Annotated in this window: 17 protein-coding genes and 1 tRNA gene; 13 read left to right on the forward strand and 5 right to left on the reverse strand. The window is 62.5% G+C overall.

The annotated features are described in order from the left end of the window. Window positions 1–78 precede the first annotated feature (78 nt). From DPM35_RS31085 to DPM35_RS31100, 4 genes are all read right to left on the reverse strand, one after another. Window positions 79–561, reverse strand: a complete 483-nt coding sequence (locus DPM35_RS31085; RefSeq protein ID WP_112131312.1) for a cupin domain-containing protein — start codon at window positions 559–561, stop codon at window positions 79–81. 192 nt (window positions 562–753) lie between these two features. Beyond that, window positions 754–1,668 (reverse strand): LysR family transcriptional regulator, encoded by a 915-nt coding sequence (locus tag DPM35_RS31090; RefSeq protein WP_112131313.1) that lies wholly within the window; start codon window positions 1,666–1,668, stop codon window positions 754–756. A 170-nt stretch (window positions 1,669–1,838) separates the two neighbouring features. Beyond that, a complete protein-coding gene (locus DPM35_RS31095) occupies window positions 1,839–2,114 on the reverse strand; it encodes a hypothetical protein (RefSeq protein ID WP_112131314.1) in 276 nt (91 codons plus the stop codon). Window positions 2,115–2,304: 190 nt separating this feature from the next. Beyond that, the gene (locus DPM35_RS31100; RefSeq protein ID WP_146768016.1) at window positions 2,305–2,889 is read right to left on the reverse strand and encodes a hypothetical protein; all 585 of its coding nucleotides are present in this window, start codon (window positions 2,887–2,889) and stop codon (window positions 2,305–2,307) included. Between DPM35_RS31100 and DPM35_RS31105 the strand changes: the two genes are divergently transcribed. The 6 genes from DPM35_RS31105 (at window position 2,869) to DPM35_RS31130 (ending at window position 7,203) form a co-directional block, all read left to right on the forward strand. Further along, the gene (locus tag DPM35_RS31105; RefSeq protein ID WP_146768017.1) at window positions 2,869–3,630 is read left to right on the forward strand and encodes a patatin-like phospholipase family protein; all 762 of its coding nucleotides are present in this window, start codon (window positions 2,869–2,871) and stop codon (window positions 3,628–3,630) included. The two genes, DPM35_RS31100 and DPM35_RS31105, sit on opposite strands and share 21 nt — an antisense overlap. A gap of 234 nt (window positions 3,631–3,864) precedes the next feature. Continuing rightward, the gene (locus tag DPM35_RS31110) at window positions 3,865–4,134 is read left to right on the forward strand and encodes a BufA1 family periplasmic bufferin-type metallophore (protein ID WP_095819763.1); all 270 of its coding nucleotides are present in this window, start codon (window positions 3,865–3,867) and stop codon (window positions 4,132–4,134) included. A 43-nt stretch (window positions 4,135–4,177) separates the two neighbouring features. After that, on the forward strand, window positions 4,178–5,212 hold the full coding sequence (bufB, locus tag DPM35_RS31115; protein WP_112131317.1) for an MNIO family bufferin maturase: 1,035 nt from the start codon (window positions 4,178–4,180) through the stop codon (window positions 5,210–5,212). Next, window positions 5,199–5,996 (forward strand): HvfC/BufC N-terminal domain-containing protein, encoded by a 798-nt coding sequence (locus DPM35_RS31120; RefSeq protein WP_112131318.1) that lies wholly within the window; start codon window positions 5,199–5,201, stop codon window positions 5,994–5,996. The genes bufB and DPM35_RS31120 overlap by 14 nt, the downstream gene beginning before the upstream one ends. Continuing rightward, a complete protein-coding gene (locus DPM35_RS31125; RefSeq protein ID WP_112131319.1) occupies window positions 5,993–6,469 on the forward strand; it encodes a DoxX family protein in 477 nt (158 codons plus the stop codon). The genes DPM35_RS31120 and DPM35_RS31125 overlap by 4 nt, the downstream gene beginning before the upstream one ends. After that, window positions 6,373–7,203 (forward strand): NAD(P)H-dependent oxidoreductase, encoded by an 831-nt coding sequence (locus DPM35_RS31130; RefSeq protein ID WP_198419741.1) that lies wholly within the window; start codon window positions 6,373–6,375, stop codon window positions 7,201–7,203. Before DPM35_RS31125 ends, DPM35_RS31130 begins: the two co-directional genes overlap by 97 nt. Before the next feature lie 59 nt (window positions 7,204–7,262). On the opposite strand, the gene DPM35_RS31135 is transcribed toward DPM35_RS31130, so the two are convergent. Next, window positions 7,263–7,337 (reverse strand) — tRNA-Thr (locus DPM35_RS31135). A 226-nt stretch (window positions 7,338–7,563) separates the two neighbouring features. Here DPM35_RS31135 and DPM35_RS31140 point away from each other — a divergent pair. The 7 genes from DPM35_RS31140 (at window position 7,564) to infA (ending at window position 12,675) form a co-directional block, all read left to right on the forward strand. Then, window positions 7,564–7,836, forward strand: a complete 273-nt coding sequence (locus DPM35_RS31140) for a hypothetical protein (protein WP_112131321.1) — start codon at window positions 7,564–7,566, stop codon at window positions 7,834–7,836. Window positions 7,837–7,975: 139 nt separating this feature from the next. Then, window positions 7,976–9,268 carry a UDP-N-acetylglucosamine 1-carboxyvinyltransferase gene (murA, locus tag DPM35_RS31145; RefSeq protein WP_112131322.1) on the forward strand — a complete coding sequence of 431 codons (1,293 nt, stop codon included), beginning with the start codon at window positions 7,976–7,978 and terminating at the stop codon, window positions 9,266–9,268. A 178-nt stretch (window positions 9,269–9,446) separates the two neighbouring features. Further along, window positions 9,447–9,881, forward strand: a complete 435-nt coding sequence (locus DPM35_RS31150) for a DUF2948 family protein (protein ID WP_112131323.1) — start codon at window positions 9,447–9,449, stop codon at window positions 9,879–9,881. 2 nt (window positions 9,882–9,883) lie between these two features. Next, a complete protein-coding gene (gene hisD, locus DPM35_RS31155; protein WP_112131324.1) occupies window positions 9,884–11,176 on the forward strand; it encodes a histidinol dehydrogenase in 1,293 nt (430 codons plus the stop codon). A 2-nt stretch (window positions 11,177–11,178) separates the two neighbouring features. After that, the gene (locus DPM35_RS31160) at window positions 11,179–11,664 is read left to right on the forward strand and encodes a UPF0262 family protein (RefSeq protein WP_112131325.1); all 486 of its coding nucleotides are present in this window, start codon (window positions 11,179–11,181) and stop codon (window positions 11,662–11,664) included. A gap of 196 nt (window positions 11,665–11,860) precedes the next feature. Further along, complete coding sequence (locus tag DPM35_RS31165; protein WP_112131326.1) at window positions 11,861–12,271, forward strand: arsenate-mycothiol transferase ArsC; 411 nt, start codon at window positions 11,861–11,863, stop codon at window positions 12,269–12,271. Between the two features lie 185 nt (window positions 12,272–12,456). Continuing rightward, a complete protein-coding gene (gene infA / locus DPM35_RS31170; RefSeq protein WP_006200926.1) occupies window positions 12,457–12,675 on the forward strand; it encodes a translation initiation factor IF-1 in 219 nt (72 codons plus the stop codon). The last annotated feature ends 19 nt before the right edge of the window (window positions 12,676–12,694 follow it).

A 12,694-nucleotide genomic window follows, 5' to 3' on the forward strand; every position in this document is an offset into this window, starting at 1 on the left:
CCGTCGCCACGTCCTCGGGCAATCGCCCGAGGATGGGCCTTCTTCCGATGTCGGGATCACTTCACCGCTGCGAGCGGCTCACATCATGTGGTCTTCGTGCATCGCAGGCGGCAGCACGTCGGCCGAATAGAGGACGGCCGGAACCTTGCCGTTGTTCTTCCACCAGTGGGCGAGCTGGCCGAATTCGGCGGTCACGTCGCCGGCCGGATGTTCAATGCCGACCTTGCAGGTGCTTGCGTATTCGGTGATGGAACCTTCGACGACGATAATGTTGGCGGGGCGGACATTGTGCTCGTGCCACGGCACAACGCCGCCGGGCTGAACGACGAGCTTGCGAAGGCGCAGCATGTTGCCTTTCCACGCCTCACCCTTGCTGCTCAAATCGATTGCGGAAAGCACCGTGTCGGTGACGCCGACCGGCTTGCTGGGATGTTCCTGGATATCGGTGGTGGCGGCCTGCCCGGCAGGGCAGTCGCCTGCGAAAGCCGGAGCCGCCGAAAATGCAGCGGTCGCGGACAGCATGCCCAGGGCGAACGCGAGGTTGAGTTTCTTGGTAGCCATCTCGTATTTCTCCTTTGTCGGTGCCCAATCGCGGGAGGCGGGGCATGACGAGGAGAGTGACCGGAGCGTCGTCGAAAGAGAAATGCTGACTGGCTCTTAAATCGATACCTGAAAACTATCGTGGATCATCATACCGACGCGAAAGTCCGTGCCACGACATAGAGCGTGGCCTCGGTTCTTTTCTTCGATTTGCTATGCAGCCGTTTTCCTTACCGACAGATCGATGCCGCTTTCCGGCCAGCTGTGTGCCTTAACGCTGTTGACGAAGGTTGATGTGGCTGGCGAAAACCGACGCCCGGCAACAACGACAAGCGATACCTCTCGCCAAACCTCCGGATCGATAACAGGCCTGATCTGCAAGCCCGGGATGACGGCGCTGAATTCCGGGATGAAGCAGATACCCAGCCCGCCCGAGACCATGTTTTGGATCCAGTCTTCGCGTTCGCTGGCGTAGGAGATCCTGAGCTTCACACCGCGTTCATTGCAAAGGCCTGCAAGGTAGTCGCGATACTCGCAGTTCAGGCGCCTGAGATAGTTTTCGCCGTCGAGCTCCGAGATGGCGACATTGTCGTTACGGGCCAGCCGATGCCCATTGGGAAACGCAAGCACGAACCGCTCGCGATAGAGCGGCGTGACATCGAACCGCTCCGGGAAACTATCGCTCGAGGCCATGATGGCGACATCGATCTCACCCGCTTCCAGCAGCTGCGACAGGGATGCCGGCACGCCCTCGACAAGCTGCAACTGGATGCCTTGCTGGCGCCGGTTGAAATCCGTCAACAGACCGGTAAATCGGCGCGGACCGATCGTGCACATCACCCCAACCTTGAGATTTGCGTTCTCCAAGCACAGAAACCTCGACGCCTCCTGGTGAACGCCGGTCACCTCATCGAGGATTTGCTGAAATCTGGGGCGGAGCAAAGCGCCCAGATCCGTTAGGTGCGTCAGGTTCCGCTCGCGGCGAAACAGCAGGCCGCCGACCTCGTCCTCGAGCTGCTGGATGGCCCGCGACAGCGCCGGCTGGGTGACGTTGCACTTCTCGCCGGCGCGCGTGAAATTCCGGGTCTCGCAAACGGCCAGGAAGTAGCGGATGTGATGGATGTCCATGCGTATCGTCCCTCAGCTGTATAGATGCATTTGCATGCTCGAAGACTGCCGCAACGGGCCGGATCATGCCAATGCGCGGGGGCTATAAAGTCGATACCGTTTCGTCATGCGACGATGGCGGGCCAAGGCCCGCCATCCAACTGTCCGGTCGTAGCTGACGCTGAGGGGTATCAGCTGTGATGACCCAGGGCAAACAGCTGGGCGCAGAACTGCGCGTGCGGCTTGCTCATGGCGGCGTCGTTGCATTCCTTCATCATCGCGTCCTGCGTGTTCTTCGGCGTCGCTTTCCACGCGGTCTCGAAGTCGGCGCTCGACTTCATCGTCTTCATGCCCGCATCGGTGAAGAAGGGCTGCATGTTGGAGGGTTCGTCGAGGGCGCCGGCGAAGGCCACGCCACCAAGAACGGAAAGGGCAAAAGCGCCGAGGCAGATAGCTTTAAGGTTCATTTTGAAGTCCTTCTCTGGTTAGGTAGTCGTCCACTCGACAACCGTTTGATTGGTTTGACAGCAATTCAGAATTACTGACTTCCTCCTTGCTGGTATGAACCTTGCCGCAGTCACCTGCCAACTCGCCAATGCCATCTGCGTATGAAGACTATGCCGGTTCTGCATCCACAGATGCTTCCCGGCACGGGCACTAATTGACTCCGCCCAAAGCGAGGACATTGGCACAGAATTGGACATGCGGCTTGCGCATCGCCGGGTCGTCGCATGCCTTCGTCATCTTTGCCCGGTCATGCTTCGACAGGGCGAACCAGGCTTTCTTGAATCCAGCCATCGGTTTCATCGTCTTCATCGTGGCGTCCGTGTAGAAGGTCGGCAGTGCAGCGAGGTCGGTGAACGGGTTGGCGGACGCCGGGTTCGCGCCAAAGGCGATGGCAAGCACAGCGACGCAGGCAAGTTTTTTTCTCATCGTTGATCTCCTTTGCACTTCAGGCGCGGCCTGGGTGAACGGCGCCAGCCTGATCGGGAACAGAGTGCGGCGCGTGAGGACGGGCAGCCAATGCAATCTGCCTATGGACTTCATGCCACCTTGGCATTTCGGCTGAACAAGAAGATGCGGCAGTCTCTCTCTCCAATCGCCCTTGCCGGCGACCTTGGGGATGGAGACCAGATCATGCCTGCTCAGTCCGCAGTGAGAACAGTCGCAGCCGCCACGCCGACAGCGCATCTTGGTGTCGAAGACCGGACGATCGACATCGTGCTGGCAAACGACGCGCATGCTGCTTTCGTCTGGGGTGTGCTCGACCGGCTGCTGGACGAGCCGAACTGCAACGTGAGCAGCGTTACCGCGTCGGGCTTCGCGGCGATGCAAGCGGCGGTCTTTGCCTATGGGCTGAGCGTCGGCGGCAGGCGCGGCGCGCGGACAGCGCTCGCCAATTTCTGGCGGCGCGTCAGCCACGCCTCGATGTTCGCCATCGACAGAACGAGCCTGCTGCGCTCGATGCTGGAACAATCGATCGACCTCAAGCGGATCCGCGACGAAGACTGCCCGGTGAAACTGGACGTCGTAGCCGTCAACGCCCGCAGCGACGCTTTGAAGACATTCTCGTGCAGGCAGTTGTCGATCGACGCGATCGTGGCGGCAGCCACTGTTCCGTTCCTGTCCGCAGCCGTTGAAATCGACGGCGACTTCTATTGGGGCGATGGCGACATCTCGCAATTGCCGACCGCGTTTTCGACCGGAGCCCCCCATGGTCTGATGGTCACCGGCAAGCCGTCGCGGTGTCCGGATCGCAGCCTCGCCTCTACCCATTGCGCGACCGGATGCGCCGCGGTTCACACGATCTTCGATAGCCAATATCGAGCTGCACCTCCGCTGCTTCTGAGACCCTGGATCGACTGGGGCGAGCTGACTGACATTCGTGACAGGGGACGGCAATCTGCCGAGAACTGGCTTGCGGCCGATCTTTCACGCGCCCATGAGCGCCCCGCTTTCGACTGCAGAACCCAATACGTCTAGGCGCTTCCCTCCCGCCTAGCCGCGCCTGCTTCGCATACTCCCGAATGCAGGCGCCAGGCCCTCCGGTTCCCCGGCCGGAGGGCCTTTTTCGTACCGCTCTCCAGAACATAGTGGCCGCGTATCAATTCCATGCCGAGACAGCATTTCAGCTCGACATCGCGATCGGAGAGACTGATCTGCAGACGGGCCTCTAGGCCGGTCTTTCTCTCGAAACGCCAACCAGGAGACAAGCCTGTGATCAACACCAAGACCCTCATCGGATCGGCCCTCGCGGCTGCCACCACGCTCGCCGCGACGGCGGCATACAGCGGCCCGGCCGCCAAGCCCGGCTTCGCCTTCGAAAAATGTTACGGCGTCGTGAAGGCTGGCCAGAACGACTGCCAGACCGCCACGCATTCCTGCGCCGGCACCGCGACCGCCGACAACCAGCCGGATTCGTGGCTCTACGTGCCCGCCGGCAGCTGCGCCAAGATCGCGGGCGGCAGCGACAAGCCGAAAGCCTAGCAACTTCCACCTCGAGCCAACCAGACCAGAATGGAGGAGACCGATGTCCGTGATGTTTTCACCTCTCGCGATCCCCGCATCGGCGGGCATCGGTCTTCGCTCGCCTCACATCGCCGAGATGCTCACGCGGCGCCCTTCGGCTGGCTGGCTCGAGGTCCACGCCGAGAACTACATGGGTGACGGCGCTGGCGTCGAGGCGCTGGAAAGGCTGCGCCAGATCTACCCGCTGTCCGTGCACGGCGTCGGCCTGTCGCTCGGCAGCGCAGGAGGTCTGGACCGTGACCACCTGGAACGGCTGCGCAAGGTCTGCGAGCGCTTCGAGCCCGATCTGGTCTCCGAGCATCTCGCCTGGAGCGTCGCGGACGGCGCCTATCTCAACGACCTCTTACCGCTGCGCTATGACGAAGAGGCGCTGGCGGTCGTTGCCCGCAATGTCGAGACGCTCCAGGATACGCTGAAGCGGCGCGTGCTGATCGAGAACCTGTCGGCATACCTGGCATTCGCGGACTCCTCGATGAACGAGGCGGAGTTCCTGGCAGCGCTCGTGGCACGGACCGGCTGTGGCCTGCTGCTCGACGTCAACAACGTCCATGTTTCCGCGCACAACTTGCAATATGACTCCGAGGCTTTCATCGACGCGTTGCCTGCGGAGGCCATCGGCGAAATCCACCTCGCCGGTCATGCAACCAACCAGGTCGGGACCGACACCGTGCTGATCGACGATCACGGCTCGCGCGTGCCGCCAGTGGTCTGGGCCCTCTACCGGCATGCCATAGACCGGCTCGGGCCGCGCCCAACCTTGATCGAGTGGGACACCGACGTTCCCGTTCTCGATGTGCTGCTTGGCGAAGCGATGTGGGCCGACATGCTGACCGCTTCGATCATGTTCAACCGCAGGCAGGCCGCGCGACGCGACCAAACAACCGAAGCGCGGGCGAGGCCTATCTCACTTTCTTACGAATGCGAAACGACGACCAGCATGCCCGTCCTTGCGGCGTTTGCCGCTGCCAGGGTCGCGAAACGGTCCGTCTCCTTGGCGCTGCCCTCGCTTGAGGAGATATACCATGCTGCCGCTTGAGCACTTGCAGACCACCATGGCGCGCGCCGTGCTGGCCCTGGAACCATCGATTGGCGCGAAAGCGCTCACCGCCGGCAAGGCCGATCCGCTGGCACGCCTTCGCATTTACCAAAACAACACCCGCAGCTCGCTGACCGCCGTGCTGATGGCGGTCTTTCCGGTTACGGTTCACCTGGTCGACGAGCGTTTCTTCCGCTACGCAGCAAGCGAGTTCATTCGACGCCATCCACCGGCGGAATCGCGACTGGCGCGCTATGGCGCCGGCTTCCCGCGCTTCCTCAAGTCGATCGACACGCTGTCCGACATGCCGATCGTCGCTGAAACGGCGCGGCTCGAATGGGCCATCGCCGAAGCGCTCGATGCGGCTTCCTTGCCAGCCCGGAGTCTCGCAGACTTCGAGAATATGGATCTGGGCACTTCTCCGGACATCCTGATGCAGCCGTCGCTCAGGCTGATCCTCTCGCACTGGTCGATCCTGTCCGTATGGACGGCGCACCAGCAGGACGCTGCCGACCGGCATAGCGGCTGGACAAGACGCGCCGAACGTGTGGCGCTGTGGCGAGCGGGAGACAGCATCCGGCTCGTTCGGCTCGATCGTGCGAACTTCGCTTTCCTGCACTCCCTGAAGCATGGCCTCGGCCTTGAGCATGCCGCCGGCCGCGCACTGGCGCTCGATCCGGGTTTCGATCTCGTATCCGCGCTCGTGCGTCTTTTCGGCGACGGGCTCGTCACCGCTGTGCGAGCCGCCGCGAACTCCCACTCAAACTCATGGAGACAGTCATGACCGCAGTATCAGATCATCCTTCATCCGGCCCGGCCGGCCTTGCCGGCCTCTACAGGCGCATCATCAAGCTGCCCGAACATATACCGTTTTCGCTCGTCCAACTCGCCGCTCGCGTGGCAGTGGCGCATGTCTTCTGGCAGTCGGCCCAGAGCAAGCTTGCGTCCTGGCCGGTGACGCTGCAGCTGTTCGCCAACGAATACAATTTGCCGTTTATCGACCCGTCGATTGCGGCGCCTCTGGCGACGACGGCGGAAATCACAGGTTCGGTGTTGATCTTCCTTGGACTGTTCTCGCGCCTCGCAGCCTTGATGCTGCTCGGCGTCGTCGCCGTCATCCAGATCTTCGTCTATCCGGAGAACTGGGCCGAGCATTTGCTGTGGTCCTCGTTGCTGCTTCTGGTGCTGACACGCGGCGCCGGCGTCTTTTCGCTCGACCAGGTTGCCGAGCGGATCCTTTCAGCATCCAAAAAATAGAAGTTCCGGCAAGGTGGAAACGGACGATGCGCATCTTCATCGTTCACGCTCACCCTGAGCCCAACAGCTTCAACGGCGCGCTGACGCGCGCGGCTGAGCAAGCGCTGGTTACGGCCGGGCACGAGGTCGTTATCTCCGACCTTTATGCAATGGGCTTCAATCCGGTGTCGGATCGCCACAACTTCACGACCGTGCGCGATGCGAACTACTATCGCCAGCAGGCTGAAGAGGCGAATGCCGCCGTTCACGACGGATTTGCCCCGGACATCCAGGCCGAGATGGACAAGCTTTTCTGGTGCGACGCCTTGATCCTGCAGTTTCCGCTCTGGTGGTTCGGGCTGCCGGCGATTCTCAAGGGCTGGGTTGACCGCGTGTTCGCATCGGGTGGCCGCATCTATGGCGGCGGCAAATGGTATGATCGCGGTGTCTTCGCCGGAAAGCGCGCAATGTGTTCCGTCACAATCGGCGGTCCGCCGCCGATCTATTCCGACCGAGGACTGAACGGCCCGATCGGTTCGATCCTGTTTCCGATCAACCACGGGATGCTCTATTTTGTCGGCTTCTCCGTTATCGAGCCTTTCCTTGTGCACGCGCCGGCGCGCATCGGCGATGCCGAGCGCCAGATGTGGCTCGATCGATATCGCGACCGCGTCCTCGGCCTCGCACATGCCCCCACGATCGCTTATCCGAAGCTGGCGGATTTCGACGACACCCATGTTCTGAAGTCGGGTTGAACCAATGGGCGCGGGCCTTCGCCTGCCAGGAGCATCAGCGAGTTCAAAGGAAAAAAGGCTGGTGCTGCGAGAGAGGATTGAACTCTCGACCTCTCCCTTACCAAGGGAGTGCTCTACCACTGAGCTACCGCAGCCTGCGATGGCGGCGCTTCTGCCATATCGAACCGGCAAGCGCAAGGCCAAGAAAAACCCAAAGCGTCGCATGCGATTCTTGCCAACAATTATGGCGGCTCGAAGCGGCATGCGCAGCTGGTCAACAGCCCGAAACCCGCGCGGCCACCTGCTTTCATGACATCGCCGGGCCAAAATGCTACCCATTGCGGAGTCGCAGCCGGCTGACCATCGGTCAGGGATTGGACGATGGGCGAGAAGACAAATCCACCGAAAAAGGGCGAAGCCGCGCGCAAGGAGCGGTTGGCCGAGGCGCTGCGCGCCAATCTGCAGAAGCGCAAGGCGCAGACGCGTTCCCGACGGGCGGGCGACGCTGACAACCAGCGCGCCCGCGACGCTGACAACCAGCGCGCCCGCGACGCTGACAACCAGCGCGCCCGCGACGCTGACAAGCAGCGCGCCAGCGATGCCGATCAGCGGTCGGAAGGCTTGCCGACTGCTGGAAAAATGCACAAGGACTGACCAAATCAGCCATACTGCCCGGCCATAGTCGGTCCGGTTTTATGAAAATCCTATTTCTTGAACCAAGCCGGCCAATAGTCTAAGCCGGGCACACTCAACCGATTGAAGCGGCCCGTTCGGGCCGAGGGGACGTTTTCTTATGGATCGCATCAGAATTGTCGGCGGCAATGAGCTTGCCGGTACCATTCCGATCTCGGGCGCCAAGAACGCGGCACTGCCGCTGATGATCGCCTCTCTGCTCACCGACGACACGCTGACGCTCGAAAACGTGCCGCATCTGGCCGATGTCGAGCAGCTGATCCGCATCCTGGGTAATCACGGCGTCGACTATTCCGTCAACGGCCGGCGCGAGAGCCAGCAGAAAGGCTATTCGCGCACCATCAATTTTTCCGCCCGCAACATCGTCGACACCACCGCGCCTTACGAGCTGGTGTCGAAGATGCGCGCGTCCTTCTGGGTTATCGGCCCGCTGCTTGCCCGCATGGGCGAGGCCAAGGTGTCGCTGCCAGGCGGCTGCGCCATCGGCACGCGCCCGGTCGATCTGTTCCTAGAAGGTCTGCAGGCGCTGGACGCCGAGCTCGACGTCGACAATGGCTATGTCGTGGCCAAGACCAGGAACGGCCGTCTCCACGGCAATCGCTACGTGTTCCCGAAAGTGTCGGTCGGCGCCACCCATGTGCTGATGATGGCGGCCTCGCTCGCCAAAGGTGAGACGGTGCTCGAAAACGCCGCCTGCGAGCCGGAAATCGTCAATCTCGCCGAATGCCTGATCGCCATGGGCGCCAAGATTCACGGCGCCGGCACCCCCACCATCACCATCCAAGGCGTCGAGGCGCTGTCCGGCGCCCGTGTCCGCGTCATCCCCGACCGCATCGAGACCGGCACCTATGCCATGGCGGTGGCGATGACCGGCGGCGATGTGATGCTGGAAGGCGCGCGGCCCGACCTGTTGCAGACGGCGCTCGACGTTCTCGTCGAGACCGGCGCCGAGATCACGCCCACCAACGAGGGCATCCGCGTCAAGCGCAACGGCGCCGGCATTGCGCCGGTCGACGTGACCACCGCCCCCTTCCCCGCTTTCCCAACCGACCTGCAGGCGCAGTTTATGGGCCTGATGACGATGGCCAAGGGCAAGTCGCGCATCACCGAGACGATCTTCGAGAACCGCTTCATGCATGTGCAGGAGCTCGCGCGTCTCGGCGCCCACATCACGCTTTCCGGCCAGACGGCGATCGTCGACGGCGTCGCCAAGCTCAAGGGCGCTCCCGTCATGGCGACCGACCTGCGCGCCTCGGTGTCGCTGGTGATCGCCGCCCTTGCCGCCGAAGGCGAGACCACGGTCAACCGCGTCTACCACCTCGACCGGGGCTTCGAGCGGCTGGAGGAGAAGCTCTCGGGCTGCGGCGCTGTGATCGAGCGCATTTCGGGCTGACGTTCCGCGGCATTCTTTCCGGGCGGTTGCGCCGAGCGGAAAGACCCACTAGAGCGTGGAGTTCAACCACGCTCTAGCTTTTTGTGTGAGCATGATCCTTACCGAAAGCCGGTTTCCACTTTTCGGGATCATGCTCTAACAGAACGCTGAATTGTCAACGTTCAGGTGCGCATCCCGCATGGCAGCTCTCAAGCTCATCGCGCTCGACGATCAGGATCTGAGCATCGTCTCGGCGCATGTCCAGGACGCCGTGATGAAGGTCTCCGACTTGGAGTACCTGCCGGCGGCCAAGCGCTTCGTGCTGACCATGAACCGCTTCGTCTGGGAAGCGAAATCGGGCCTCTTCCGCCAGCACAATGAACGGCGGCAGAGCGTTCTGCATTTCGACCGCGTGCTCGGCGTCAAGACCAGCGGCATTCAACGCGACAAGCCCGCCGAAGTGCTGTCGCTGCTGGCGATCAGCTTCATTGCCATCAGCAAGCCGGCCGGCATCGTCGAGCTGGTGTTTTCGGGCGGCGGCACCATCATGCTCGACGTTGAATGCATCGAGGCCAGGCTTGCCGATGTCGGCGGCTCCTGGGAAGCCACCTCGCGACCTGTGCACAGAGGTTGACGATGGCCATCACGCTCCGCCAGTCCGATACCGATTTCGAACAGCATTTTTCGGCCTTCCTCACCACCAAGCGGGAAGTGTCGGCCGATGTCGAGGCCGTGGTGCGGGACATCATCGCACGCGTGCGCGCTGAAGGCGACAAGGCGCTGATCGACTACACGCTGAAGTTCGACAAAGCCGATCTCGGCGCGCTCGGCATCGCCGTCTCGAAAAGCGACATCGCCAAGGCCTATGAAGCGGCCGATCCGGCCACCATCGAGGCGCTCAAATTCGCGCGCGACCGTATCCGCTCGCATCACGAGCGGCAGAAGCCGAAGGACGACCGCTACACGGACGCCGCCGGCGTCGAGCTGGGCTCGCGCTGGACGGCGATCGAGGCCGTCGGCCTTTATGTGCCCGGCGGCACGGCGAGCTATCCGAGCTCGGTGCTGATGAATGCCGTGCCGGCCAAGGTCGCCGGCGTCGAGCGCATCGTCATCGTCGTACCGGCGTCGGGCGGCGTCATCAATCCGCTGGTGCTGGTGGCGGCCGACCTTGCCGGCGTCTCGGAGATCTACCGCGCCGGCGGCGCGCAGGCCGTTGCGGCGCTTGCCTACGGCACCGAGACGATCAGGCCCGTTGCCAAGATCGTCGGTCCCGGCAATGCCTATGTCGCCGCGGCCAAGCGCCAGGTGTTTGGCACCGTCGGCATCGACATGATCGCCGGCCCGTCGGAAGTGCTGGTCGTGGCCGACGCCGACAACGATCCGGACTGGATTGCGGCCGACCTTCTGGCGCAGGCAGAGCATGATGTCTCGGCGCAGTCGATCCTGATCACCGACAATGCCGAATTCGGCAAGGCGGTCGAGCAGGCGGTCGAACGCCAGCTGAAAGTCCTGCCGCGCGCCGATACGGCGGCCGCAAGCTGGCGCGATTTCGGCGCGGTGATCCTGGTCCCGACGCTGGAGGCCTCGCTGCCACTGGTCGACAGGATCGCGGCCGAGCATGTCGAGCTTGCTTTCGACGATGCCGAGGGCTTCCTTTCCAGGATGCGCAACGCCGGCGCCGTATTCATCGGCCGGCATACGCCGGAGGTCATCGGCGACTATGTCGGCGGCTCCAACCACGTGTTGCCGACGGCACGCTCGGCGCGCTTTTCCTCCGGTCTGTCGGTGCTCGATTTCGTCAAGCGCAGCTCCATCCTGAAGCTCGGGCCGGAGCAGCTCAAAGCGCTGGCGCCCGCCGCGATCGCGCTTGCCAAGGCGGAGGGCCTCGAGGCGCATGCCCGCTCCGTCGCGATCAGGCTGAACATGTAGCAATGTCCGGTCACAATCAAACCCGCGACAGGCTGATCGACGTCGAGCTCGACGAGACGATCGGACGTTCGACGCCCGACGTCGAGCACGAGCGGGCGGTGGCGATCTTCGACCTCATCGAGGAAAACAGTTTCAAGCCGGTCAACGACGACGGCCCCGGTCCCTACAAGCTCAAGCTGTCGCTGGCTGAGTCGCGCCTGGTCTTTGCCGTCAGCCGCGAGAACGACGCCGAGGTGGTCACCCACATCCTGTCGCTGACGCCGCTCAGGCGTATCGTCAAGGACTATTATCTGATCTGCGAAAGCTACTACGAGGCCATCCGCTCCTCGACGCCGAGCCATATCGAGGCGATCGACATGGGCCGGCGCGGCCTGCACAATGAGGGCTCGCAGACCTTGATGGACCGGCTCGCCGGCAAGATCGAGATCGATTTCGACACGGCGCGCCGGCTGTTCACGCTGGTCTGCGTGCTGCACTGGCGGGGCTAGACCAGGATCATGTTTCGTTGAAACACCGTCCTGATCCAGCTCTTTGTTGGAGCATGATCTTTTCCAAGAACCGGTTCCCACTTTTTGGGATCATGCTCTTTTGTCGGAGCATGATCTTTCCCAAAAACCGGTTCCCACTTTTTGGGATCATGCTCTAGTGCCCGCCCTGCCCCACTCGATCCTGTTTTTGTGCGGCATGAACGCGGTACGCTCGCCGATCGCGGAGCAACTGGCGCGCCGCATGCTGCCCGCCACCACCTTCGTCGCCTCGGCCGGCGTGCGCGCCGGCGAGCGCGACCCGTTCGTCGACGCGGTGCTTGCCGAGAACGGCCTGTCGCTCGGCGAGCGCCAGCCACGGACGCTGGAGGATCTGGAGGATGATTATTTCGACCTGATCGTGACGCTGGCGCCGGAGGCGCACCACGCCGCGCTCGAGCTCACCCGCTCGCTCGCCGTCGAGGTCGAATACTGGCCGATGCCCGACCCGACCGACACCGGCGGCACCCGCGAGCACATCATGGCGGCCTACCGCGACGTGCGCGAGCGGCTGAGGGCCCGTATAAGCCGACGTTTCCTGCTTCCGGAGGTTAAAAACGCGACGGATTAAGCGTGTTCACAAGCGGACGATTATCATATAGGTTCCGCCGCAAATTCCGGTTGGACTCGGATGATTTCAGGTCTATTCGACCTGAAATCATCCGAGTCCAGATCAAGATGTCGTCCGACAACCGCTACACACTTTTCGGCATCATGCTCTAGGCGCCGGAACGCCCATCCAAGCAAAGGTATCGAATGCCGAAGGAAGAAGTCCTCGAGTTTCCAGGTGTGGTCACCGAACTGCTGCCCAATGCGATGTTCCGCGTGAAGCTCGAAAACGAACATGAAATCATCGCCCACACTGCCGGCCGCATGCGCAAGAACCGCATCCGCGTGCTGACCGGTGACAAGGTCCTGGTCGAGATGACGCCTTACGACCTGACCAAGGGCCGCATCACCTACCGTTTCAAGTAGCAAATCGGCGTTAAGCGCG

The sequence above is a fragment of the Mesorhizobium atlanticum genome (assembly GCF_003289965.1).
Lineage (GTDB): Bacteria > Pseudomonadota > Alphaproteobacteria > Rhizobiales > Rhizobiaceae > Mesorhizobium > Mesorhizobium atlanticum.